Below are 25,265 nucleotides of genomic sequence, written 5' to 3'. Positions count from 1 at the left end.
TCAATTCCCCGCCTGTTGCTGCGGCAAGAGATAGCCGGTGGTCGAACGGTCGAGCAGCAAATAGCGTGCGGCGACCGCCTTGATCTCGTCGGCGGTGACCTTGCGGATGCGGTCCGGCCATTCCTCGATATCCTTGACGTTGCCGCCGGTGGCGAGCTCGGCGCCGTAGAGATTGGCCATCTCGTCCTGCTTGTCACGAGCGAAGATCATGGCCCTGATATAGCGGGCCTTGGCCTTCTCCAACTCGTCAGCGGTGACGCCATCCTTGACGATGCGGGCGATCTCGGCGTCGACGGCCGCCTCGACGTCGCTGAGCTTGGCGTCGCCGCGCGGTGCGCCATAAACGGTGAAATTGGTGGCGTCGAGCATCGAGCCCTGGAAGAAGGCGCCGGTCCCCGATGCGATGCCTTGCTTGACCACGAGCTGCTGGTAGAGCCGGCTGCGGGTGCCGCCGCCAAGGATCTCTCCCAACAGGTCGAGCGCCTCGGCCTCGCCGGGTTTTGCCGTGTGGTAGGACGGAACCACCCATTGTGTCGAAAAGCTCGGCACCGAAACACGCGCATCGGTGAGCGTCACTGTGCGCCTGGTGTTCTGCTCCGGCTCGACCGGGCGGATGCGAGGGGGCAGATCCGGACCGCGTGCGACCTTGCCATAGGTCTTTTCGGCCAGCGCCTTCACCGCGTCCGGCTCGACATCGCCGGCCACGATCAGCACGGCATTGTTGGGGCGGTAGTACTTGTCATAGAAGGCAACCGCATCGGTGCGGTTCAGCTGCTCCATCTCCTGCATCCAGCCGATCACCGGAATGCGGTAAGGCTGGTTCTGCCAGAGCGTCGCATCGACCTCTTCATCGAGCACGGCCTCGGGGTTGCTGTCGATGCGCGAGCGGCGCTCTTCCAGGATCACGTCGCGCTCGGTCTTGATGACCTCGTCGGTCAAGATAAGGTTGCGCATGCGGTCGGCCTCGAAGCTCATCATCAGTTCGAGCGCCGAGGGCGTCACCGTCTCGTGGAAGGCGGTGTAGTCATAGGAAGTGAAGGCGTTGTTGGAGCCGCCTATGTCCGAAATGGCGCGGTCGAATTCGCCCGCGGCGTGGTTGGTCGTGGCCTTGAACATCAGATGTTCGAAGAAATGCGCAATGCCGGATTTGCCTGCCGGCTCGTCGGCGCTGCCGATCTTGTACCACACCATATGGGTGACGATTGGAGCGCGGTGATCGGGGATGACCACCACCTCCATGCCGTTGTCGAGCAGGAAGTTCGCCACCTTGCCGTCGTCCGCGGCCAGTGCCGGGCCGGCGACGGTCAGCGCGGTGGCGAGCAGCGCTCTCCGCAGCCATTCAGTATGAAGTGTCATTGATGGCTCCGGTTTGTTATCGCGCGACGATAGGCAGGTTAGCCATGGAGGCAAAGTGAATTGTGCGTCATTTTGAAGGCGCCAATCGCGCCGCCCTCACCCAGCCTCGATGAACCGGATCACCGTCTCGCCGTAGTTGCGCTCATCAACCACCGAGAATTCGAGCCCAACCTCGAAGGGCGCCGAGGCGGCTTCCTCGACCACGCAGAGCGCGCCGGGCAGCAGCCACCCGCCTGCCTTGGCCGAACGCAGCGCTAGCTCGCCGAGGCCTTTGCCATAAGGCGGGTCGGCGAAGATCAGGCCGAATGCCGCAAGCGTACCGGCCTCACCCAGGGCCGACGCGTCGCGGCGAAAGATCTTGGTGCGCCCGGTGAGGCCAAAGGCTTCGACATTGGTGCGGATCAGGCCGCGCCCCTCGGCCGATTCTTCGATGAAGACGCCATAGGAAGCGCCGCGCGACAGCGCCTCAAGGCCGAGCGCGCCGGTGCCGGCGAACAGGTCGAGCACGCGGGCGCCCTCGAGCTTGTCGGCGAAGCGGTGCGCCAGCACGTTGAAGACGGCCTCGCGGGCGCGGTCGGTGGTCGGGCGGATGGCATGGTCGCGCGGCGTCGCCAGCGGACGCCCGCGAAATTGGCCGCCGACGATTCTCATTTAAGTCCGGGTCTCATTTAGGTCCGGCTCTCATCTGGTCCGGGGACCCTTGGGACCATTGCGCGGCCGCTCGGCGCCTCGACCGCCATCCGGACGCTCGCCGCGCGGCTTGCCGAACGGCTTGGCGCCGCCCGGTTTGCCATAGGCCGGCTTGAACGAGGCCTTGCGCGCCTTGGCGTCGGCCGCCTTGGCGGCATCGGCTTCCGCCCTGCCCTTGCCGATCGGACGTGCGCCCGGTGCCATCCAGACATTGGCCTTGCGCTGGCCCGGCGGTTCGATCGGCCGCTGCTCGCGCTCGGGTTTCTTGCCGCCGCGTGGCTTGTCGCCAAAACCGCCGCGGGGTTTATCGCCAAAACCACCGCGCGGCTTATCGCCGAAATCGCCACGTGGCTTGTCACGAAACTCACTGCGCTCGGGCCGAGGGCCGCGCTCGCCAAAGCTCTTTGCCGGCGCAGCGCCTCTTTCGGGGCTGGTCGACAGCTTGCCAAGCGCTTCGTCGCGGCTGCCCTCGCGACGCTTGCGGTTCTTGATCAGACCGCCCTCGCCGATCGGCCGGCGGTCGCCCTCGCGGGTGAATTTCGGCCGCTCCGGCTCCACTTCGCGCTCACGCCGCACCGGATGGTTGGAGAACGGCTTGGTGATCTCGGCGTCGAAATTGGCGCCGGAATCCTCGATCAAGCGTTCGCCGAGCTGGTCGCGCAAGACACGGCCCTTGATCTCCAGCACATGGCCTTCGGCGAGGTCGTCAAGCTGGAACGGCCCGTAGGAGATGCGGATCAGCCGCGTCACGTCGAGGCCGAGCGAACCAAGGATGTTCTTCACTTCCCGATTCTTGCCTTCACGCAGGCCGATCGTCAGCCAGGCGTTGGTGCCTTGCTCACGGTCGAGCGTCGCCTCGATGGCGCCGTAGAAGACGCCGTCGACGGCAATGCCTTCACGCAGGCCTGCGAGCAAGCTTTCCTCGACCTTGCCATGAACACGCACGCGGTAACGGCGCAGCCAGCCGGTGGCCGGCAGTTCGAGTACGCGCGACAGCCCGCCATCATTGGTGAGCAGCAGCAGGCCCTCGGTGTTGATGTCGAGCCGACCGATGGTCATCAGCCGCGGCAACTCGGCCGGCAGCACGTCGAACACGGTCTTGCGTCCCTCGGGGTCGCGGTTGGTGGTGACGACGCCGGCCGGCTTGTGGAACAGGAACAGCCTTGTGCGCTCGATCGGCGGGATTTCCATGCCGTCGAGATGGATGATGTCGCCGGGCATGACGTTGAAGGCCGGCGAGGTCAAAGCCCGGTTGTTGACCTTGACGCGGCCCGCCGCGATCAGGTCCTCGGCATCGCGCCGCGAGGCAAGGCCGGCGCGGGCCAGCCGCTTGGCAATGCGCTCGCCTGCTTCTTCAGCCTCGGCGGGACGCGGGCGCGGCTTGAAGCCGCCGCCAGATGCACCTTGTGGCCGGTCGCCGCCGAAATCGCGCTTGGGGCGATCGCCAAAATCGCGCTTTGGCCGGTCGAAACGCTTTTCGCCTTCGGCGGAAGCGGGCCGATCACCGCGCGGTGCGTAGGGCTTGCGGGGACCTTCGCGCTTCTCATAGGGCTTGCCTTCAGGGCGCGGCCCTTTGCTGAACGGCCGGTCGCCGCTCTTGAAGTCGCGCTTCGGCCGCTCGCCATCGGCCGCCATCGGCCGGTCGCCGCGCGGCGCATAGGGCTTTCGCGGCCCTTCGCGCTTTTCATACGGCTTGCGTTCACCCTCGGCTGCCATAGGGCGATCGCCACGCGGTGCGTAGGGTTTGCGCGGCCCTTCGCGCTTTTCATACGGCTTGCGCTCGCCCTCGGCCGCCATCGGCCGGTCGCCACGCGGCGCATAGGGCTTGCGCGGCCCTTCGCGCTTTTCGAAAGGCTTGCCTTCCGGGCGTGGTCCCTTGCTGAACGGCCGGTCGCCGCTCTTGAAGTCGCGCTTCGGCCGCTCGCCTTCAGCCGCTGCCGGCCGGGCGCCGCGCGGCGAGTAGGGTTTCTTGGCCCCGAAGGAAGGCTTGCCGCCTTTTCCGGCGGCGCCATCACGGCGCGGCCCCGCGGCTCTCGGGCCGCTTTTGCCCGAGCCTTTGTGGCGCGAAGATTTCTTGTCGTTGTCGTCCATGTGGCCTTTGTCCGTTTGCGCTGCTACAGCGTGGCGCATCCTTTGGGGCGCGCAACGAACGCTATAGCACTTTGATGTGGCGCATGATCATTTCCGAAAATCTGTTCCGACGTTCGGGTTGACGCGCTCCATAACAGGATCACCGCTAAGTGGCGAGGAGATAATCGGGATGGAAACCGCGTGAAGCGGCCGGATTTCATGGCGCTGGCGCTGAAAGAGGCGAAAGCCGCCGCCTTGCGCGGCGAAGTTCCGGTCGGCGCTGTCATCGCCAGCGGCGATACGGTGGTGGCATCCGCCGGTAACCGCACCCGCGAACTTGCCGATCCGACGGCGCATGCCGAAATGCTGGCGATCCGTGCGGCCTGCCAAAAGCTCTCCAGCGAGCGGCTGACCGGGCACGACCTCTATGTGACGCTGGAGCCCTGCGCCATGTGTGCCGGCGCCATTTCCTTCGCCAGGCTGCGCCGGCTCTATTTCGGCGCGGCCGACGAGAAGGGTGGCGCGGTGGTCAACGGCGTGTGCTTCTTCGCCTCACCGACCTGCCACCATACGCCCGATATCTATCCGGGCATGGCCGAGGCCGATGCGGCCTTGCTGCTCAAGGAATTCTTCAGGGAAAGGCGGGAACCGTAGAGCCTTGGGAAGGCGTACGGTCCTACCAGGAGGGCAGCCAGTCGAACAGCCCGCCGCTCTTGGTCTTGGCGGCAGCTTCCTTCTTGAGGCGGCGTTCCTTCTTGTATTCATCCTCGCCGAGTTCGCCCTGCGGCGCGGTGTCGGCGGCGGCGCGATAGGCCAAAGGCGGCTCGCTCAGATATTTGCGGCTGGTGGGATCGCCCTGCTTGGCCTCCGCCGTGCGGCGCTGGATTTCGGCGGCGCGGCCCTTGTCCGAATCCGCGGGCGACCAGCGCGGCGGGTGGCTCGAGCCTGAATCCGCCATAGCCTTCTTCACCGCAGCCGGATCGCTCTGCACATCGTCGACGATCTGTGACTGATAGGACGGATCGTCCTGATGAGCGGTGGCGTCTGCACGCAGGCGGGCGCGGCGCTGTTCCGGCGATTCGGGCCAATCGGTGCTCGCCGTCTCGATGCTTTCCTGCGGCGCCGGCAGCACTTCCTTTTGCCCCGGTGCGGGCTTCACCAGCTCCGGACGCGGCTTGTAGTCAATCTGTTCCTTGCGCTTCGGCGAGACCGCGAAAGCGCCGGACAGGTCACCGGCAAGCTGCTCGCCAGCCGTCTTGTCGGTGCCGTAGGTCGGCGAACTCATGCAGCCGGACAGAGCGAGGCCGGACGCGACAAGCGGCGCCAGCAGCGCAACGCGCACGGAAGTTCTGTCGGTCATGCCAAAAAGTCCCACTCTAGACAGCCTCTTGATCGTCACCGGCCAAAGGTCCGGTCCCCATCGTCCACGCTCTTGCGACGGAAATCCGGCGACAATTTGTCTTCCGGAGTTTCGCGTGTTTACCTCAACCACCCGTTAAGGGCAACGCGCGGGCGGTTTCCGCCCACGCGGCGTGGCTTTTGTGCACCGCCTTATGCACTCACAAACGTCCCAGAGCCTGCAGTTCATGCAGCACGGCGGCATCGCGGGCCGAAACATCGGAGAATTCGGCGTCCTGCCCGACATCGGCCGTATAGCGCCACGAGCGCGCGCATTTGACCAGGCCGCGGTCCTCGGCCTTTTCGACCACCACGGCGACACCTTTGACATCGTCGAGCGCAAAGGCGCCTTCCGGCGCCTTGCCATGGGCGATGACAAGATCGCTGGTGATCGCCATTTCGGCCATGTCGACATCGGCGATTGCGGCTTCAAGCGCGGCATCGTCGAGGGTCACGACCGGAACCGCTTCCAGCGATGAGCCGATGACCTTCTGGGCCCGGGCGATCTCGAGGGCGCCGGTGACGACGCGGCGGACCTGCCGCACCTTGCGCCATTTCTCCGCCAGCGCCTCGTTCTTCCAGTTGGCCGGAATTTCAGGGAACTGGTCAAGATGCAACGAGACCGCATCGGGATGACGGTCGAGCCAGGCTTCTTCCGTGGTGAAGGGCAGCATCGGCGCCAGCCATTTCACCAGGCAGTCGAAGAGGTGGCGCACCACTTGCACCGAGGCCTTGCGCTTCACGCTGGAAGGCCCGTCGCAATAGAGCGCGTCCTTCCTGATGTCGAAATAGAAGGCCGACAGCTCGACCACCATGAAGTCGAGCAAAGTGCGGGTGATGCGCTTGAACTCGAACGCGTCGTAGCCCGAGCGCACGACCTCATCGAGCTCGGCCAGCCGGTGCAGCATCAGCCGCTCCAGCTCAGGCATTTTTTCCAGCGGCACCTCTTCGCCATCGTCATGGGCGAGCGTGCCCAGCATCCAGCGAATGGTGTTGCGGAGCTTGCGGTAGGCATCGATGTTGGTCTGCAGCACATTCTTGCCGAGCCGCTGGTCTTCCCAATAATCCGTCGTCACCACCCACAGCCGCAGGATGTCGGCGCCGGACTGCTTGATGACGTCCTGCGGCACGACGGTGTTGCCAAGCGACTTCGACATTTTGCGCCCCTCCTCATCCATGGTGAAGCCATGGGTGACGACGGTGTCGTAGGGCGCCCTGCCCCTGGTGCCGCAGCTTTCGAGCAGCGAGGAGTGGAACCAGCCGCGATGCTGGTCGGAGCCTTCGAGATAGACGTCGGCCGGCCATTTGAGGTCCGGACGATCCTCGAGCGTGAAGACATGCGTCGAGCCCGAATCGAACCAGACGTCGAGAATGTCCATCACCTGCTTCCATTTGGAGGCATCGTGATTGCCGAGGAAACGCTCCTTGGCGCCGGCAGCGAACCAGGCGTCGGCGCCTTCCTGTTCGAAAGCATCCATGATGCGCTGGTTGACCGCTTCGTCCTTCAGCACATTGCCGTCCTCGTCGGCAAAGACGGCGATCGGCACGCCCCAGGCGCGCTGGCGCGACAGCACCCAGTCGGGGCGCTCCTCGATCATGGCGCGGATGCGGTTCTGGCCGGCCGCCGGCACGAAACGCGTGTCGTCGATGGCCTTCAGCGCGCGGCTGCGCAGCGTCGTGCCGTCGCCGAGGTCCTTGTCCATATAGACGAACCATTGCGGCGTGTTGCGGAAGATGATCGGCTTCTTCGAGCGCCACGAATGCGGATAAGAGTGCTTCAACCGGCCGCGCGCGAACAGCGCGTTGCGCTTGATCAGCTCGTCGATGACCGCCTGGTTGGCATTGCCCTTCTTGCCATTGTCGTCGATGACGCGCGCAGCGCCACCTTCGCGGTCCGGGCCAAAGCCCGGCGCATCCCGGGTGAAGAAGCCGGCATCGTCGACGGTGAACGGGATGGCGGGGTCGATGCTGCGCGCCCGCAAATCCGATGCCGCATCCATCCAGGCGTCAAAGTCCTCGCGGCCATGGCCGGGGGCGGTGTGAACGAAACCGGTGCCGGCGTCGTCGGTGACGTGATCGCCGGCAAGCATTGGAACAGCGAATTCATAGCCGCCGCCGAGCCCTTTGAAGGGATGCGAAAGCGTAAGGCTTCCAAGCTCTTCAGCCGAAACGCTGCGAAGCCGATTCAAGGTGACCTTGGCCTTGGCCGAGGAGTCTTCGGCCAGTGCGTCCGCAAAGATCAGCTTTTCACCGGGCTGTGGACCGAACGCATTTTCGGCTGCCGTGACCTCATAAAGGCCATAGCCGATGCGTGACGAATAGTTGACGGCACGGTTGCCGGGGATCGTCCACGGGGTCGTCGTCCAGATGACGACGTGAGCCTGCAGCAGATCGAGCGCGCCTTCCGTCAGTTTGGCCTCGCCACCATCGATCGGGCTGACCAGACTGGCGACGGGAAACTTCACCCAGATCGTATCGCTCTCATAATCCTGGTATTCGATCTCGGCCTCGGCCAGAGCGGTGCGCTCGACCACGCTCCACATCACAGGCTTGGAGCCGCGATAGAGCTGGCCCGACATGGCGAACTTCAACAGTTCGCCGGCGATGCGTGACTCGGCGTGGAAGGCCATCGTCGTATAGGGGTTCTTGAAGTCGCCGACGACGCCGAGGCGCTGGAATTCGCCGCCCTGGACCGAAATCCAGTGCGCGGCGAAGTCACGGCATTCCTTGCGGAATTCGTTGACAGGCACCTCGTCCTTGTTCTTGCCTTTGGCGCGGTATTGCTCCTCGATCTTCCATTCGATCGGCAGGCCGTGGCAGTCCCAGCCCGGCACATAGTTGGAGTCATAGCCGCGCATCTGGAACGAGCGGGTGATGACGTCCTTGAGTATCTTGTTCAGTGCATGGCCGATATGGATGTTGCCGTTGGCATAGGGCGGGCCATCATGCAGAACGTATTTTTCGCGGCCGGCGGCCTCCTCGCGCAGCTTGCGATAAAGGTCCATGTCCTGCCAGCGCTTGACCAGCAGCGGTTCCTTCTCCGGCAAGCCGGCCCGCATCGGGAAATCCGTCTGCGGCAGATAAAGCGTCTTGGAATAGTCGATCGTTTCAACAGTGTCGGTCATTGGTCTGCCATATGCATTGCCCGGCGGCATCGAAGCTCGGGCGTTGAACTATCATCTTATGGAAAAAGCGCGAGGGGGCGCGCAGAACTCCCGGCGGCTCCGGCGGCGCTCAGGCCACCCGGAACACCGGGCCTGTAATTCGTATCGCAATCGCGAAAAGGCGCGAAAAGCTGGTCATGGCTGGGCTTTTAGCCGAAGCCACGGCAGGAATAAAGCGCGTAAATCGCCTACATTGAAAAGTTGAAACGGTAGGTGGTCGAGACGCCGACCGTAAATTGGTCGCGCTGGCCGCGCTCCTTGACCAGGCTAGAATCGGCGGCCGGGCCCATCAGGCGCGCATATTCGCCGAACAGGCTGGCGGTCATCGGCTCAGTTACCTTCCAGGTAATGGCGCCGCCGAGGCCGGTCGATTTCAGGCCGCCGCCTGGATGGTATTCGCTGAGGCCCGAGGCCGCGGCCTCCTTGGCGTTGACGCCGTAATAAGAGTCGAAATAGCCCGATGAGGCAAAGGACACGCGCGGGCCGCCGGAAATCCTGACCGTCGGCGTGATATCGTAGAAGGCATCGGCGGCAATATCTGCGACAAAGCCGTCATGGGCGCGGATGCCGTGGCGCAGTTCAGCGCGGGCGCGCAGCCAGTCCGTCGGGTAGAATTCGAAGAAACCGCCGACCTCGCCGCCCCAGCGAACGGGATCCAGCCCCTTCAGCTCGTCCTTGCTGCTGCGGGAAAACAGGAACTTTCCGGTCAGGCCGGCGCGGACGCCCCCATCATCGACCAGCGCTAGCGAAATGTTGTCATTGCGCGAGGTGAAGCGGGCAGCGGGGCCGACCTTGCCCAGCGAGATGATCGGCGCGGCGCTGAACAGAAGGCTGTTGGAGCCCTCGAATTTCGGCGCGACCATCCCGCTGGCGCCAAGCGTCAGATACCAATCGCCGGACAGCCAGCCGAAGGTCCCCTCGCCCGCATTTGCCACCGTGGGCGCACCCAGCATGACAGCCGCCACAACCGCAGACATTTTCCTGACCGGACTCATGGTCACTCCACTAACACAACACAGCCGCACCCCGGCCACAGCTTTGACGGCCGTTTGGTAAAATTTGATTTAAATCCGAGACAGAGATCGCGGTTTGCCGGTTCGGAGCTGCCCGGCATCGCTGGACGGGTGCCGACGCCGGGACTAACCTCAGGGACGGCGACAAGCCAGGCGATCTTTGATGCAAAGTGACTTTGAGGAGAAGCGGCTATGACCCTGCACGGTGACACCCTGAAAGACGCGATCGGCCGGACACGCGACAAATGGGGGTGGTTCGTCGCGCTCGGCGTCCTGCTGCTCATCTTCGGCGGCATTGCCTTCGGCAATCTGTTCATCGCCACCGTCGCCTCGGTCTACGTCGTCGGATGGCTGATGCTGATGGCCGGCATCATCGAGATCGTGCATGCCTTCGGCGTCAAGAGCTGGAGCCGCTTCTTCTATTGGCTGCTCAGCGGCCTGCTCTATGCGGTTGCCGGCTTTTTTGCCTTCGACAATCCGCTGCTGGCATCGACGGTACTGACCTTCCTGCTGGCAGTGGCGCTGGTCGCTTCAGGCGCGCTCAGGGCCTGGGTCGGCTACAGCCACCGGCCGGAAAATGGCTGGGGCTGGGTCGTTGCGACCGGCCTGATCAGCGTGCTGGCGGGCCTGACCATCGCCATGGGCTGGCCGGTCAACAGCCTGTGGGTGCTCGGCCTGTTCCTGGCCATCGACCTGATCTTCCAGGGCTGGAGCTTCATCGCCCTCGGACTGGCGTTGAAGAAATAGGGCCTTGAAGAGGTAAGCGGCTGGAAAGCTCAAAAAGCGATCGCGCTGTCCAGCTGCGACAGCGGCCTGACGCCGGCCAGCAGCGCGCGCGCCTCCGTCTCGTCGCGCTTGATTTGCGCCACAAGCGCGTCGAGCCCGTCGAACTTCACCTCGGGGCGCAAAAAGCCGAAGAACGAGACTTCGCAGATCTCGCCATAGAGATCGCCGGAAAAGTCGAAGACAAAGGTTTCGAGCAGCGGCGCGCCATTGTCGTCGACGGTCGGGCGGCGGCCGAAGCTGGCCACACCGTCGTAAAGCGTGCCATTGGCGCGGCGGAAGCGGACGGCATAAATCCCTTCCTTCAGAGTCGCTTCCGGAGAAAGCCTCATGTTGGCTGTCGGGAAGCCGAGCGTGCGGCCGAGCTGCTGGCCACCGATGACTTCGCTCTCGACGGTGAAGCGGTAGCCAAGCAGGCCGGCGGCCTCGGCGACTTCGCCCTCACACAACAAGGCGCGGATGCGGCTCGACGACACCACCTCGGCGCCTTCGTCGCGAAAAGCGTCGACCAGGGTGACGCCGAAACCGTGGCGCTCGCCTGCCGCCATCAGAAAGGCCGGGCCGCCTTGCCGGTCCTTGCCGAAGTGGAAATCGAAGCCGGTGACGGCATGGGTGATGCCGAGGTTCGTCTCCAGCACATCAGTCACGAATGCCTCGGCCGACAGGCTGGCAAAGGCGCGCGTGAATGGCTGTTCAACGAGTGCTGCAAAGCCCAGATGCGACAACAGCCGCGCCTTCATCGGCGGCGGCGTCAGCACGAACAGCGGCATGTCGGGCCTGAACACCTTGCGCGGATGCGGCTCGAAGGTCAGCACCAGTGCCGGCACACCGCGCCGCATGGCTTCGCCAAGCGCGCGTTCGAGCACGGCCTGGTGGCCGCGATGAACGCCGTCGAAATTGCCGATAGCCACCACGCCGCCACGCAAATGCGCCGGCAGCGGCGCGGTCGCGGAAATATGCTCGAAGGCTGCGCTCATGGAAGCGACCCTACCGCAGTCTCGGAATGACCGCGACCGGCCGGTAGCCGTGCTTTTGCAGAAAGGCTGCAAGCCTGGCGGGGTCCGGCTGCATGGGATCGCCATAGTCTCGCGCGTGAATGCCGCCCGAGACGTAAAGCACGTCGATACCGTTGTCGGCTGCGCCCTTGACGTCGGTCATCATGCCGTCGCCGACGGCCAGCACCTCCGAGCGCTCGACGTTACGGCCAAGAAGCAAGGCGACCTCCCGCATTGCTGCGTCATAGACCGGCGCATAGGGTTTTCCGGCGATCAGCGTGCGGCCGCCGAGCTGGGCATAGTCGCGCGCCAATGCGCCCGCACACCAGATCATGCGCTCGCCGCGCTCGACCACGATGTCGGGATTGGCGCAGATGAAAGGCAGGTTCCTGGCGCGTACCCGGCGCAGCAGTTCGGCGTAATCCTCAGGTGTTTCCACCTCGTCGTCGAACAGCCCGGTGCAGACGACGCCGGAGGCCTCGAACTCTTCGACAAGATCGACGTCGAGACCGTCATAGAGGGTGAAGTCGCGGTCGGCGCCGATATGGAAGATTTTTCGCGGGCCGTCGGCGATGAGGTCGCGGGTCACATCGCCTGACGTGACGACACGGTCGTAGGCAACGGTGGGAACGCCGATCGCATTCATCTGCGCCACCACATCGGCATTGCGGCGCGGTGAATTGGTGATCAGGACAACCGGAACCTTCGCGGCACGCGCGGCGGCAAGCGCCTCGGCGGCGGCCGGGAAATGCCATTCGCCATTGTGGATCACGCCCCAGACATCGCACAGGATGGCCGAGTACGCTCCCGACAAATCCGCGAGCGAGCCGATGATGTCAGGCGAATCCGCCATGCCGTTTTCCTGATGAGACGATCGTTGCGAGAGCTGCGGCCGACGGTCCGCCGCAACCGGCCCCGCATTAACCGAAGCGTTTCATCCTGTCACCAGCTTTCGGCGTTTTCGACACCGTCGCGTCACGGCTTGATGGCGGTTGCATCTCGCAGAAAGCGCCCTTCCCCAAGCTTCGGTCGATCGAAAAATGTCGCATCGCCGATCGCCAGGGCCGAGTGGTTAACGAGCCTTGAAAAGATGGGCCGACCTTGAACGCATTCCAGCAACCTGAAATTTAACGATTTGTGGGCATCCTCGCGCCGATATTCGATATTTGGGTCCTGGCAGGGGTGCTGAAGGCATGATCCGCAGATTTCTAAGCGACAGGCGCGGCAACTATGCCTTGATGACAGTGATCGTCATGGTTCCCTTGATGGGCGCCCTGGCGCTCGCCATCGACTACACCGAGTTGATCCGCCAGCGCCAGGACACGCTGAACGCGCTCGATGCCGCAGGCATCGCCACTGCCCAGCAGATCGTCTCCGGCGCGACCGACGATGCGGCCAAGGCCTATGCCAAGGACTTCTTCGAGGCCAATCTCGGCCACGTCCAACCGGCCAATACGGCGCTGACCGTGACGCTTCCCAAAGACAACACCAGCGGTGGCACGCTGGTTCTGCAAGCCGCCCTGACATACAAGCCATACTTCCTGCCGGTCGCTTCCTGGATGCTTGGCAAGTCGTCCGGCAACACGGACGTCAGTTTCTCAGCCAGATCAGAGATCCGCCTCAAGAACTCGCTGGAAGTGTCGCTGGTGCTCGACAATTCCGGCTCGATGACCGAACTGGGACACGGCTCGAGCCAGGTGCGGTTCGACCTGTTGAAGAGTGCCGCCAAGCAGCTAGTCGACCAGCTTGCCGGCCAGGCACAGCTGATGAAACAGGTCAACAAGCCGGTCCAGTTCAGCCTGGTGCCGTTCGCAGCCTCGGTCAATGTCGGTCCGACGAACGCCAATGCCCCGTGGATGGACACGACGGGCGTCTCACCTCTCGATCAGGAGAATCTCGACTGGTCAACGCTCACTTCGTCTGTCCTCCCAAATCAGTACGCGGTGCAGTCCGGCAGCTACTATTACGCGAAGGGCTCGGCCTGGGATGCGACGCAGCTGAACCAGGTGCTGACGCGCTTTTCGATCTACAAATCGATGAAGCGCATTTCGTCGTGCACCAAAAACTCGAGTAATGTCTGCACGTCCAACATAGTCTACGCACCGATTGCGACCTGGGGCGGCTGCGTCGAATCCCGTCCCTATCCTTACAACATACAGGACACGGCTGCTTCGACCACGACGCCGGCGACCATGTTCGTGCCGATGTTCGCGCCTGACGAAACCGATAATGTAGACAGCAATTCACGGCCGGCGAACAACAACTGGCACCTCGACGTGACGCCAAGCAGCAACAACGCGACGCGGCAGAAGTACATGCCAAAATATTTCACTCCGGGCACCAAGGTGACGCCGGCCTACGGCTCCAATACCGGGCCAAACACCAGCTGCAGCACGACCGCGATCACGCCTTTGACCGACGTATCGGTCGCGGCCGGCCAAACGGCGGTCAAGGCAGCCATCGACGCCATGGTCGACGTCGGCGCCACCAATGTGCCGGAAGGCATGGCCTGGGGCTGGCGGGCCCTTTCCAGCACCGCACCCTTCACCGAAGGCCGGTCCGAATCCGAAAAGGGCAACGACAAGGTGCTGATCGTGCTGACCGACGGCGCCAATACCTATTACACGCCGACCTCGGTGACAGCGCAGTCCTACTCAGGCACCAACTACCTGCAGGGCGGCAACGACCTCGCCGGCGGCAAGGCCATCTATTCGTCTCTCGGGTACCTCACCTATCCCGGCCAAACCAAGCCGTTCGGCAGCACCTATACCTACGGCCGCCCGTTCCTTGGAACCAGTAGCAGCGTTACCAAGAGCGACTATTCGAATGCCAATTACACCAAGGCGATGAACGAGCACTTCGCGACGCTTTGCACCAATGCAAAGGACGCCGGCATGATCGTCATGACGATCGCGCTGGACCTCGACGCCACCAAAACGACCGAAGCGGCACAGATGGCCGCCTTGAAGACCTGCTCATCGGATTCGCGCTTCCGCAAGGATTCGGCCGGCAATCCGCTCAAGCTGTTCTGGAACTCGACCGGCGCCACATTGTCGGACGATTTCAAGGCAATCGGCAACGAACTGTCCAACCTGCGCATCGTCAGCTGATCGGCGCTCCTCAAAGAACCAAGCGCCCTGCCCTCGGCGGGGCGCTTGCATATGGCGGCCGCCGACGCCACGCAGGCACCTTGGTTAGCGCTTGGTGAAGCGCTGGCCGCGCAATCGAGCGGTTTCCCAAACCCGTCCTTCAGCGTTTTGTGAAAGTGTGGCGGCATTGAAGAATCCGCAGGCGGGGCCGCTTACATCACATGCGCAAATTCTGGCGTGACTTCTGGCGCGACCGGCGCGGCAATTATGCTCTCATGACGGTTCTGGCCATGGTGCCGCTGATGGGCGGCGTGGCGATGGCCGTCGACTTCAGCGGCTTGGTCAGCGAGAAGCAGAAGGTGGTCAACGCGCTCGACGCCGCCAACTTCGCCACCGCGCGCCGGCTGGTGGAAGGCGCCACCGACGACCAGTTGCGGGCCTATGCACTCGACTTCTTCAAGGCGAATCTCAACAGCGTCGACCCCGCCAACACGACGCTCGACGTCACGCTGCCCAGCAGCACGGCCGGCGGCGGCATCGTCAAGCTTTGCGCCAGCCTGGTCTACAAGCCCTATTTCTTGCCCGCAGCGTCGATGTTGATCGGCAAGACGTCAGGCGACATCGACTACTCCGTATGCTCGCAGGTGCGGTTGAAGAACACGCTGGAAGTGGCCATGGTGCTCGACAATTCAGGCTCGATGTCGATCAACGGCACCGGCTCCGGACAAAAGCGTATCGATCTTCTCAAGCAGGCCGCCAAGCAGCTGGTCGACACGCTTGCCTCGCAGGCCGCGATGATCAAGCAGATCGACAAGCCGGTCCAGTTCAGCCTGGTGCCGTTCGCCGCATCGGTCAATGTCGGCGCCAGCAACGACAACGCGTCATGGATCGACGCCTATGGGCTGTCGCCCATCCATAATGAGAACTTCGACTGGACGACGCTGAACGCCGCTGACAAATATGCCCAGAAGATCGGTGGCATCTGGTACAAGAAAGGCACTGGCTGGGGTGAGCAGGAGGGGCAGATGCTGACCCGCTTCTCGCTCTACCGCGACATGAAGGTGGTCACCAGCCACGAGCGCATCGTCGGCAGCAAACGCGTGGTCTGCGACAAATACCGTGCCAATCATACATGCTCGGAGAGCCACGACGAATACGACTACAACGACACATACGGACCGTTCGCCAGTTGGCAGGGCTGCGTCGAGGTCCGGCCCTATCCCTATAATGTCAACGACGCGCCGGCCTCCGGCGGACCGAACAACACCGGCACCGGCGTCGGCGACCCCGCCACCATGTTCGTGCCGATGTTTGCGCCGGACGAGCCGGGCAACCACTGGTATATCACGCAGGATCCCGACGAGGTGGCTCCCAAGACCTATGGCGCGGTCAACAGCTGGTGGAACGACGATCCGTCGAGCACCACCGGCAAGACCAGGCAGTCCAACATGGCCAAGTATTTCCAGCCGCGGCCAATCAATGCGCCGGTGCTGGCCAAGGGCGCCGGGCCAAACTACAGCTGCACCACGACGCCGATCACGCCGCTGACCGATGTCACCAACGCCGACGGGCTGGCCAAGATCAAGGCTGCGATCGACCTGATGGCACCCAACGGCAACACCAATGTGCCGGAAGGCATGGCCTGGGGCTGGCGCACCGTCTCCAGCACCGAGCCCTTCACCGAGGGACGCCCTGAGACCGAGCGCGGCAACGACAAGGTGGTCATCGTGCTTACCGACGGCGAGAACACCTATTCGACGGTGAGCTCAGACCCGGCCGGCAACAAGTCGACCTATGCCGGCTATGGCTATACCGGCGTCGGCTACAACGGCACCGCAGTCACCCGCCTGTTCGGCGGCACGTCGAGCGCCATCGGCCAGCTCAACTATTCGTCCAGCAACTACACTGCCGCCCTCAACGAGCAGATGGCGACGTTGTGCAACAACGCCAAGGCGGCCAACATCATGGTGATGACGGTGGCGCTCGACATGTCGACGACCGACGCCGGCGACCAGAGCGCGATGGCGGCGCTGAAGACGTGTTCGTCGGACTCGCGTTTCCGCAAGGATCCGACCGACCCGAGCAAGCCTGCAAAACTGTTCTGGAATGCTACGGGCGCCACGCTGTCGGACAATTTCAAGGAAATCGCCAACGAGCTGTCGAACCTGCGCGTGGTGAGCTGAGCCGCTTTCGCCGGTTTTCGACACTGGCGTAACGGTCAGCGCCGCCAAGCCCTTGCGTGCCGGTGTCCGGCGAGGCAAGGATCAAGCGCTTCCCGGAGATTGCCCGTGCCCGAAACCGCCAACCATCTCGGCTTCGCGCTGGTCTGCCTCGGCATGGTGCTGACGCCCGGGCCGAACATGATCTACCTGATCTCGCGCTCGCTCTCGCAAGGACCGAAGGCCGGGCTGATCTCGCTCGGCGGCGTGGCGGTCGGCTTTCTGTTCTATGGCGTATCGGCTGCGCTGGGCATCACCGCGCTGCTGCTTGCCGTGCCGTTCGCCTATGACGCGCTGCGCATTGCCGGCGCGCTCTACCTGTTGTGGCTCGCCTGGCAAGCGGTGCGGCCCGGCGGGCGCTCGCCGTTCCAGGTGCGCGAACTGCCGAAGGACAGGCCGCGCAAGCTGTTCGCCATGGGCCTGATGACCAATCTCCTCAACCCCAAGGTGGCGGTGCTCTATCTGTCGCTGCTGCCGCAGTTCATCTCACTGGACAAGGGCCATGTGCTGTCGCAGCTTCTGGTGCTCGGCGCCACGCAGATTTCGATCAGCCTCACCGTCAACGCCATCATAGCGGTGACGGCTGGTTCGATCGCCACCTTCCTTGCCGGACGGCCACTATGGATGGTTATCCAGCGCTGGATGATGGGCACGGTGCTTGCCGCGCTGGCGCTCAAAATGGCGACCGACGCGCAACGCTAGGGTGCGTTGCCATCCAGGTGATGCCGGCCTGCGAAAGGCGGCTTCCTGCGCTTCCGGTGCTCACGTACTTAAGTACGCTCCGCTCCGGTTTTCGGAAGCCACCTCTCTCGGCTCGCCTGGATCTCAACACACCCTACGGCTGTGCGACCGCTACATCGGCCGCCGTGTCTGCTTCGCGCGCTCCGGCTCCACCACCTTGCGATAGAGGTGCCAGGTGGCATGGCCAAGCACCGGCATGACCACGGCGAGCCCGGCAAACAGCGGGATCGAGCCGATCACCAGCAGCACGGCGACGAGCAGCCCCCACAGCAGCATCGGCAGCGGATTTGCCATCACCGCGCGCGCCGAGGTCTCGATCGCCGATACGGCGCCGACGTCGCGGTCGAGCAGCAGTGGAAATGCAACCACCGTCGTCGCCAGAGCGATCACGGCAAAGATGAAACCGGCGGCATTGCCGAACAGGATCAGCGTCCAGCCTTTGCTGGTCGTCAGCACCTCGCTCAGAAATCCGGCGATCGAAGCCGGCGGCTGATCGCCGAACAGGCTGGTGTAGATCGACTGTGCGGTGAACATCCACAACAGGAACAGCACCAGCAGCATGGCGCCGATCACCGCGATCGACGGCAATGCCGGCGAGCGGCGCACGTCAAGCGCGTGGCGCCAGGAGGTGTTCATGCCGAGTTCGCGCCGGCGGCTGATCTCGTAGAGGCCGATCGCCGCGAACGGGCCAACCAGGGCGAAGCCCGACATCAGCGGATAGATCAGCTGGATGGCGTTGGAGCCGGACGTCCACCGCGTCAGGATCAGGCCGACGACGGGATAGATCACGCAGAGGAACACGTAATGCGAAGGCTTGGCCCAAAAATCGTCGAGACCGAGCTTGAGCGCATCCCAGAGGTCCGCGGTGGTGATATGGCGCACCGTGGGCTGCACATGCAGTCCGTGCGCGTCCGCCATGACATGAAAGCCGGCCATAACCTTCCTCCCGGGTGTCGGGGCGGTCACCGCCTGGATGGCCGCCCGCAGCTGCCACTTCTCGTAGGAGGGGTATGATAGCCGATTTGCCGGCGAATGTCGCGAAATCCTGGGATTGGATGATTGCCTAAGGACAGCTCCGCGCGGCGCCATGCTGGTGGCGCCGCGCGGCTGAAAGTGCCTGATGCGCGTCAGGCCGCGAAGCGATCGATCACCTCGGCCAGCGGGACCTGGCCGAGGCAAGCGCCCGAACCGTCTGGCTTTTCGCCATCCTCGATCGCGAGGGCGTAACGCACGGCCGGATCGGCTTCGATGCGGCGGCGCAACGCCGCCAGTTTGGGATAGGCAGCTCCATCAACCGCCTGGTGGAACTCCGCCCAGCGCGCCACGCCGATCAGCGTCGTATCGGCCAGTGTCATCCGATCGCCGACGAGAAAGTCCGTGTCAACGATCATCGCTTCAAGGCGGTCATGACGCTCGGTGACCGCCTTGCGGCCGAACTCGCGCAAGGTCGCCTTCAGCGCCGGTTCATCCGCTGCCATTTCCAATGCCACCCAGAGCGGGCTGAAGGCAGCGGTGAAACCGGTGTTCACGAAGGCCATCAGCTGGTGCATGCGGTCGGCCTCCGGCGAGCGAGGGTCGAAGCTGATTCGGCGTTGCGTGTCGCGGGCTTCGAGCCAGGCGGCGATCGCCATGGTCTCGGTGAGCACCTTGCCTTCGTCGGTGATTAACACCGGTGTTTCCTGACGGCCGTTGATGCTGGCATAGGCGTCGTTCTTCATCTCGGCCAGCATGTCGACACGACACAGACGATAGGGTTGCCCGGCGCGTTCAAAAGCGGCGACGAGCCCCATCGAACTTCCCGCCGGGAAGCCATAAAGGAGGATAGGTTCCATTTGTTTTTCTTCCATGATTTAGGGGATCACGCTGCGCAGCGAAACTTGACCCTAAGCGCTGGTCGCCCCATGTAAATTACGCACAATTCTGTAACCAGGCTCGCCCATGAAAGACGTCGTCTCACGCTGCCCGATCGAAGAGACCATGCGGGTGCTCAGCGGTCGCTGGCCGACTTTGCTGCTCTACTATCTCAAAGACGGCACCAAGCGCTTCAGCGACCTGAGGCGCGACAACCCAACCGTATCGCATCGCATTCTGGCGCTGGAACTGCGTAAGCTGGAGGAAGCCGGGATTGTACGGCGCACGGCGCATGCGGGCTATCCGCTGCGCGTCGACTACGATCTTACGGCGCCCGGCCACAAGCTTGTGCCTTTGATCGATGCGCTTGGCGCCTGGTGGGGCCATACCGACGACGAGCGAGCCGGCCGGATCATCCCCGAAACGGACCTAGACACCGCAGCTTAGACCGGTTCTAGGACGACGAGCCACGCGGTCCGCGGGCGAAATTTTCGCCGCCTGCCCGGCAAAAGCCATGATCGCCGTTATGTCAGGCAGGCATGACCGTTGCGAAAATCGACAATCACCAAGCCCCATCGAACTTGAACAGGCGCCTGCTGCTGAAAGGCGCCGGCATTGCCGCACTGGCCGGGCTCGCCGCTTGCAGCACGGTCTCGGTGCCGACCGGCGAAGGCGCCGGTGTCTCGTCCTCCGCCACCGCCACGCTGGCCGGCATCCGCGCCTCGGCCGGGCTGCCGGCGCTGGTGCCGGACGCACAGCTCGAGCAGGCGGCTCTCCAGCAGGCCGGCTATATGGCCTCACGCGAACGCATGAGCCACACGACAGGTTGGGGCAAGGATTTCGCGTCGCGGATGAAGGACAATGGCGTGCGCGGTGCCGCCGCCGAGAACATCGCCGAGGGCCGCTTCGACCAGCAGAAACTGTTCGACATCTGGATGCATTCGGCCGGCCACCGCCGCAACATGCTCGATCCGGATTTCAGCCGCTTCGGCCTGGCCTATGTGCGCGACGGACGCGACAGCGCCATCCGCTACTGGAGCCTGGTGCTGGGAAGGTAATCGCCTGCGGTTACCGACGCCCAACTCATCGTCAGCCTTTCGCGATGACCTCGCCGATATCCTCGGCCGACAGCGGTTTGCTGAAATAATTGCCCTGCATTTCGTCGCAATTGTTCTTGCGCAGGAAGGCGACCTGGTCTTCCGTCTCGACGCCTTCGGCAAGGACCCTCAGGTTCAGCTTTTGACCCAATGAGATGACGGCACTGGTAACCGCCTGATCGTTCTCGTCGGTCGCGAGGTCGTCGATAAAGGACTTGTCGATTTTCAGCCGCTGCACCGGAAAGGTCTTGAGCGCGCTGAGGCTGGAATAGCCGGTTCCGAAATCGTCGATCGAGATCTGCACGCCAAGCTTTTGCAGTCCGTTCATCGTTGCGACAGCCAGATCGAAATCCTGCATGATCAGGCTTTCGGTCACTTCGAGCTCGAGATACCTGGCCTCCAGGCCGCTTTCCTTCAATGCGTTGACGACGCGGTCGATCAGGTTCTTCTCCCTGAACTGCCGCGCCGACACGTTGACGCAGACGGTGACGGGCGGCAGACCGGCGCGCTGCCAGGCTTTGTTTTGCCGGCAGGCTTCGTGCAGGATCCAGTCGCCGATCGGCACGATCAGCCCGGTCTCCTCGGCGGTCGGGATGAACATCATCGGCGACACCACACCTCGCGCCGGGTGGTTCCAGCGTACCAACGCTTCGACGGCCAGGATCTGACCCGATCGCAGATCGACCTGCGGCTGGTAGAGCAGCGCGAATTCCGAACGGGCGAGCGCGTTTCGCAATTCCTCCTGAAGCAGGAATTTTTCGTGTGCGCTTGAGTTGAACTCGGGGGCATAGAACTGGAAATTGTCGCTGCCGAATTCCTTGGCGCGAGACATGGCGGCATCGGCATTGGCCAACAGCTTATCCGGGCTTGTCCCGTCCTTCGGGTAATTTGCGATGCCGATGCTGGCCGTTAATCGCAGGCGGTGCTCAGCGAAAGTTACCGGCTCGGCAATCGCATCCCTGATCGTCTGCAGGGTTTCCGAGATGACATCGACATTGGCGGGTTGATCGAACAGGACGATGACAAATTCGTCGCCGCCTACCCGCACGACGGTGTCGGTCGCCTTCACGCATCCAAGCAAACGGCTCGCGACAGTCTTAAGGAGTTCGTCGCCGGCATTGTGGCCCAGCGTATCGTTCACCAGTTTGAAATTGTCGAGATCGATGAACACCACCGTCACCCAACGATTGTATCGCTGCGCGTAGAGGACCGCTTGGGAAAGCCGATCCTCCAGCAAAGCGCGATTGGGCAGCCCGGTCAGCGCATCATGGTTCGCCATGAAGTGTATCTGGTCTTCAGCCCGTTTGCGCTCGATCGCGATACCGGCAATGTGGGTGGTGAATTCGATCAGGCGGGTCTCGGCCTCGGTCGGCTCGCGCACGCTCATCGAATACATGGCAAAGACGCCCAGCACGACGCCCTGATGCGACAGGATCGGGGTCGACCAGCACGAACGGTAGCCATAGGGCGCCGCGAGTTCGCGGTAGTCCTCCCAGAGCGGATTCTGCAGGATGTCGGCGACGACGACCGGTTCGCGCCGGTAGGCGGCGGTACCGCACGACCCTGTCTTGGGGCCAATGGCAGATCCATCGATGGCGCTCATATAGGCTTTGGCCAGGCTCGGCGCCGCACCGTGCCGCAAATGCATGCCATCCTTGTCGAGCAGCAGGACGGAACCGAATATCCCCTTCAGTTGGGACTCGACCAGCCGCATCAGGCTGTCGAGCACGTTCTCGAGCGGTGCGCTCGTCGCAATCATCTCCAGGATGTTTGCCTGTCCGCCGCGCAGGACATCCGCCTGCTTGCGGGCGGTGATGTCGCGGGCGATGCCAACCAGGCCGAAAATTTCGTTTTGGGCATTGCGCAACGGCACTTTGGTCGAGGAGAGCCATTTTACCGCGCCCGACGCGTTGACGACGAACTCTTCCGCGTCGATCAAGGGTTGTCCGCTTTCGAGCACCGACTGTTCGATTTGCCGAAATTTCTGCGCAACCTCCGGGGGATGGATATCGAAATCGGTCAGGCCGATCATGTCGGCGGTCTTGTCATGGCCACTGTCAGTCGCAAGTGCGCTGTTGACGACCATGAAGCGGCTTTGCGTATCCTTGACCCAGAGATAATTGGGCACCCAGTCAATCAGCGCCTGCAACGAGATGCGCTCGTCGACGATCTGTCTGTTGGCGATGAGATCGGTAATGTCGTCATGCGTGGCTACCCAGCTGCCGTCGGGCATTGACTGGTTATAAATCTGGATGGTCCGGCCGTCGGGGAGTTTGGCGGTCCAGGTTCTTGGAGCCTTGCCTGAATTGACCGATCTCGCCATCGCCAGATAGGCATCGGTGGCCAGCGCCGCCGTGCCGGCTGCGGCGCGGCGCTCGACGATTTCGCTCAGCGTAAGGCCGGGGCGCACCTGCTCGGGTGCGAGGCGGTAGATTTCCGCATAACGGCGATTGCTCAGGATCAGCCGCTCGTCGCGGTCGAAAAAGCAGATGCCTTGCGAAATGTTTTCGATCACCGTCTCGAAGCGCAGCGCCTGTGCTTCGAGTGCCGTGATCGTCGCCCGGAGGTCACGCTCCAGCGACTCATAGGAAACATCGGCCAGTTTTGCCAACGCGGCCAAGCCGACAGGCTGAGTCGTTTCTGCGGATTTCCTGGATGATTTCGTAGCCAAACAGACCTTCTCCCAGCTGGGTCTGAAAGAACGCAACGATCATTTATGTGCCATGCGACAGTCTGTTGATAGTGTTGGATATGTACTAACAGCATATCAACCGAACCGAAATCAGACGCGAGGGTTTCTGGTTACCTGAAACTTAAGCGCCATTTCCAAATCGCCATCGCCGCTACAGAATCGACATTCTTCGATATCTGGAGAGTTTTGCGACCATCTCGGCAATCGGCTCGATCTTGCATATTCGCACGCGCGCCCACGATGGCGTCATCTGCTGTCGGCAAATATCGGCGGACGTCTCAATCCATATGTGCCGCTGGCGCCGCGCCAGCTGCCGGGGCCGTCTTTGGCTTGCGCAGCAGAAACACAAACGGGATGGCAATCAGCGTCATCATCATCAGTATTTTGAAGTCGTTGACGTAGGAAATCATCATCGCCTGGATGTTGACCATGCGATCCATCTGCGAAAGCGCCATCGGATCGCCGCTTGCCGCGGCCGGCGATGCCGCCCACAGATTTGGGTTGAACGGGTTGATGAAGGCCGACAGCTCGGTGTGATTGACCTGCGTGTTGCGCACCAGCAGAACCGTCACCACCGACACGCCGATCGAGGAGCCCAGATTGCGCACCAGGCTGAACAGCGCCGTGGCGTCGGTGCGGAAGCGCACGTCGAGCGTAGCGAAGGCGACCGTCGACAGCGGCACGAACACCATGCCCATGCCAAGGCCCTGGATGACGCCGGAGCTGAGTATCAGCCAATTGTCCATCTGCGGCGTGAAGCCCGCCATCGTGTAGAGCGACTGCGCGGTGAGCAGAAAGCCGATGACGACGAGAATCCTGGCGTCGATCTTGCTCATGAGCCGCCCGACAACGAGCATCGAAATCATCGTGCCGACACCGCGCGGCCCCAAGACGACACCGATGGTGACGGTCGGATAGCCGAAGATGGTCGACAGCATCGGCGGCAGCAGCGACATCGAGGCCAGGATGAGCACGCCCATGACGAAGATGAAGGCCAGCCCGGTGACGAAGTTCCGGTCGAGGAAGATCTTGGGATCGATGAAGGGGCGCTCCGCCGTCACCGTGTGGATGATGAACACCCAGAAGCCGGTGATCGAAAGAGCAAGCTCGATCCAGATTTCGACCGAGGAGAACCAGTCGACCTCGCCGCCGCGGTCGAGCAGCAGCTGCAGCGCGCCGACGCCGAGCGATATCATGGCGAAACCGAAGAAATCGAAGCTGCGCACGCGCCGGGCAACGACCGGCAGATAGGCGGCCATGCCGAGAAAGGCGATGATGCCGACCGGCAGGTTGATGAAGAACACCCAGCGCCAGTTGAAATTCTCGGTCAGCCAACCGCCAAGCGTCGGGCCGAGGATCGGTCCCAGCATGATGCCGGCGCCCCAGATGGCCATCGCCTGGCCGTGGCGTTCCCTGGGGTTGATGTCGAGCAGGAAGGTCTGCGACAGCGGCACGATGGCGGCGCCGAACACGCCTTGCATCAGCCGGAAGAACACTATGCTCTCCAGGCTCCAGGCGATGCCGCACAGCATCGAGAACACGGTGAAGCCGACCACCGCCGCCAGGAACAGTTCCTTGCGGCCGAAGCGGTCGGCCAGCCAGCCGGTCACCGGCGTCATGATGGCGGCGGCAACGATGTAGGAGGTCAGCACCCAGTTGATGTTGTCCGGCGAAGCGCCGAGGTCGCCGGTCATGGTCGGCAGCGCGACGTTGGCGATCGTGGTGTCGAGCGCCTGCATGACCGTCGCCAGCATCAACGCCACGGTGATCAGGCCGCGATGCGGCACTTCCTTGAAAGGTTCTGGCGTGGTCATGATGCGGAACTTCCGACAGGTAACAAAAACGTGTACACTAGGTTTCCGGGCGGCGAGGCCTTCTCTGGTGAAGAGACCCTCATCGCGGTGGGACGCGATCTATCGATGTGGGGGTTACATCGACCGAAGGTCTCAACACATCAGGCGCTTGCCGCCCGGAAATCCAAGGACCGAAAGATCGGCGCCGAGATGGTCAGGCCACGATGCGGCCCGGTCCACCCCCACCCCTCGCGCAACCTGCCATCGGACCAATCCTGTCATCTCATCTCGCCTGAGCGAGCATTCTGCCCGGC

Annotated in this window: 19 protein-coding genes; 7 read left to right on the top strand and 12 right to left on the bottom strand. The window is 63.1% G+C overall.

The features are described from left to right. The 3 genes from AC1D1B_RS15610 to AC1D1B_RS15600 form a co-directional block, all read right to left on the bottom strand. Window positions 1-1,356 (bottom strand): M16 family metallopeptidase, encoded by a 1,356-nt coding sequence (locus tag AC1D1B_RS15610; RefSeq protein ID WP_477333420.1) that lies wholly within the window; start codon window positions 1,354-1,356, stop codon window positions 1-3. Window positions 1,357-1,452: 96 nt separating this feature from the next. Then, window positions 1,453-2,007, bottom strand: a complete 555-nt coding sequence (gene rsmD / locus AC1D1B_RS15605; RefSeq protein ID WP_477333419.1) for a 16S rRNA (guanine(966)-N(2))-methyltransferase RsmD — start codon at window positions 2,005-2,007, stop codon at window positions 1,453-1,455. 30 nt (window positions 2,008-2,037) lie between these two features. After that, window positions 2,038-4,137 carry a pseudouridine synthase gene (locus AC1D1B_RS15600; protein WP_477333418.1) on the bottom strand — a complete coding sequence of 700 codons (2,100 nt, stop codon included), beginning with the start codon at window positions 4,135-4,137 and terminating at the stop codon, window positions 2,038-2,040. 180 nt (window positions 4,138-4,317) lie between these two features. Here AC1D1B_RS15600 and AC1D1B_RS15595 point away from each other — a divergent pair, with 180 nt between their 5' ends. After that, a complete protein-coding gene (locus AC1D1B_RS15595) occupies window positions 4,318-4,770 on the top strand; it encodes a nucleoside deaminase (RefSeq protein WP_477333417.1) in 453 nt (150 codons plus the stop codon). A gap of 22 nt (window positions 4,771-4,792) precedes the next feature. Here AC1D1B_RS15595 and AC1D1B_RS15590 read toward each other — a convergent pair whose 3' ends face one another. The 3 genes from AC1D1B_RS15590 to AC1D1B_RS15580 form a co-directional block, all read right to left on the bottom strand. Further along, window positions 4,793-5,476, bottom strand: a complete 684-nt coding sequence (locus AC1D1B_RS15590; RefSeq protein ID WP_477333416.1) for a hypothetical protein — start codon at window positions 5,474-5,476, stop codon at window positions 4,793-4,795. A gap of 199 nt (window positions 5,477-5,675) precedes the next feature. Further along, on the bottom strand, window positions 5,676-8,639 hold the full coding sequence (ileS, locus tag AC1D1B_RS15585; RefSeq protein WP_477333415.1) for an isoleucine--tRNA ligase: 2,964 nt from the start codon (window positions 8,637-8,639) through the stop codon (window positions 5,676-5,678). A 227-nt stretch (window positions 8,640-8,866) separates the two neighbouring features. Next, the gene (locus tag AC1D1B_RS15580; protein WP_477333414.1) at window positions 8,867-9,631 is read right to left on the bottom strand and encodes a MipA/OmpV family protein; all 765 of its coding nucleotides are present in this window, start codon (window positions 9,629-9,631) and stop codon (window positions 8,867-8,869) included. A 252-nt stretch (window positions 9,632-9,883) separates the two neighbouring features. Here AC1D1B_RS15580 and AC1D1B_RS15575 point away from each other — a divergent pair, with 252 nt between their 5' ends. Continuing rightward, a complete protein-coding gene (locus tag AC1D1B_RS15575) occupies window positions 9,884-10,438 on the top strand; it encodes an HdeD family acid-resistance protein (protein WP_477333413.1) in 555 nt (184 codons plus the stop codon). 29 nt (window positions 10,439-10,467) lie between these two features. Here AC1D1B_RS15575 and AC1D1B_RS15570 read toward each other — a convergent pair whose 3' ends face one another. Both AC1D1B_RS15570 and AC1D1B_RS15565 read right to left on the bottom strand, forming a co-directional pair. Further along, window positions 10,468-11,451, bottom strand: a complete 984-nt coding sequence (locus AC1D1B_RS15570; protein WP_477333412.1) for a bifunctional riboflavin kinase/FAD synthetase — start codon at window positions 11,449-11,451, stop codon at window positions 10,468-10,470. A gap of 10 nt (window positions 11,452-11,461) precedes the next feature. Next, window positions 11,462-12,322 carry a TIGR01459 family HAD-type hydrolase gene (locus AC1D1B_RS15565; protein WP_477333411.1) on the bottom strand — a complete coding sequence of 287 codons (861 nt, stop codon included), beginning with the start codon at window positions 12,320-12,322 and terminating at the stop codon, window positions 11,462-11,464. 340 nt (window positions 12,323-12,662) lie between these two features. On the opposite strand from AC1D1B_RS15565, the gene AC1D1B_RS15560 reads away from it, so the two are divergent. From AC1D1B_RS15560 to AC1D1B_RS15550, 3 genes are all read left to right on the top strand, one after another. Further along, window positions 12,663-14,579: a TadE/TadG family type IV pilus assembly protein gene (locus tag AC1D1B_RS15560; protein WP_477333410.1), complete on the top strand. Its 1,917-nt coding sequence runs from the start codon at window positions 12,663-12,665 to the stop codon at window positions 14,577-14,579. A 200-nt stretch (window positions 14,580-14,779) separates the two neighbouring features. Then, the gene (locus tag AC1D1B_RS15555; protein WP_477333409.1) at window positions 14,780-16,741 is read left to right on the top strand and encodes a TadE/TadG family type IV pilus assembly protein; all 1,962 of its coding nucleotides are present in this window, start codon (window positions 14,780-14,782) and stop codon (window positions 16,739-16,741) included. A 105-nt stretch (window positions 16,742-16,846) separates the two neighbouring features. After that, window positions 16,847-17,479: a LysE family translocator gene (locus AC1D1B_RS15550; protein ID WP_477333408.1), complete on the top strand. Its 633-nt coding sequence runs from the start codon at window positions 16,847-16,849 to the stop codon at window positions 17,477-17,479. 150 nt (window positions 17,480-17,629) lie between these two features. Here AC1D1B_RS15550 and AC1D1B_RS15545 read toward each other — a convergent pair whose 3' ends face one another. Together AC1D1B_RS15545 and AC1D1B_RS15540 are read right to left on the bottom strand one after the other, a co-directional pair. Then, window positions 17,630-18,454 (bottom strand): DUF2189 domain-containing protein, encoded by an 825-nt coding sequence (locus tag AC1D1B_RS15545; protein WP_477333407.1) that lies wholly within the window; start codon window positions 18,452-18,454, stop codon window positions 17,630-17,632. Between the two features lie 191 nt (window positions 18,455-18,645). Beyond that, window positions 18,646-19,350: a glutathione S-transferase family protein gene (locus tag AC1D1B_RS15540; protein WP_477333406.1), complete on the bottom strand. Its 705-nt coding sequence runs from the start codon at window positions 19,348-19,350 to the stop codon at window positions 18,646-18,648. A 106-nt stretch (window positions 19,351-19,456) separates the two neighbouring features. Between AC1D1B_RS15540 and AC1D1B_RS15535 the strand changes: the two genes are divergently transcribed. Together AC1D1B_RS15535 and AC1D1B_RS15530 are read left to right on the top strand one after the other, a co-directional pair. Beyond that, window positions 19,457-19,816, top strand: coding sequence for a winged helix-turn-helix transcriptional regulator (locus AC1D1B_RS15535; RefSeq protein ID WP_477333405.1), 360 nt, complete (start codon window positions 19,457-19,459; stop codon window positions 19,814-19,816). 92 nt (window positions 19,817-19,908) lie between these two features. Then, complete coding sequence (locus AC1D1B_RS15530) at window positions 19,909-20,427, top strand: CAP domain-containing protein (RefSeq protein ID WP_477333404.1); 519 nt, start codon at window positions 19,909-19,911, stop codon at window positions 20,425-20,427. 31 nt (window positions 20,428-20,458) lie between these two features. Here the strand turns inward: AC1D1B_RS15530 and AC1D1B_RS15525 are convergent, their stop codons facing one another. Beyond that, window positions 20,459-23,137, bottom strand: a complete 2,679-nt coding sequence (locus AC1D1B_RS15525) for an EAL domain-containing protein (RefSeq protein WP_477333403.1) — start codon at window positions 23,135-23,137, stop codon at window positions 20,459-20,461. Window positions 23,138-23,436: 299 nt separating this feature from the next. After that, the gene (locus AC1D1B_RS15520; RefSeq protein WP_477333402.1) at window positions 23,437-24,972 is read right to left on the bottom strand and encodes a DHA2 family efflux MFS transporter permease subunit; all 1,536 of its coding nucleotides are present in this window, start codon (window positions 24,970-24,972) and stop codon (window positions 23,437-23,439) included. Between the last annotated feature and the right edge of the window lie 293 nt (window positions 24,973-25,265).

The organism is Mesorhizobium sp. P2_C5_2 (assembly GCF_056404535.1).
This window is presented reverse-complemented; position numbering and strand designations above follow the sequence as displayed.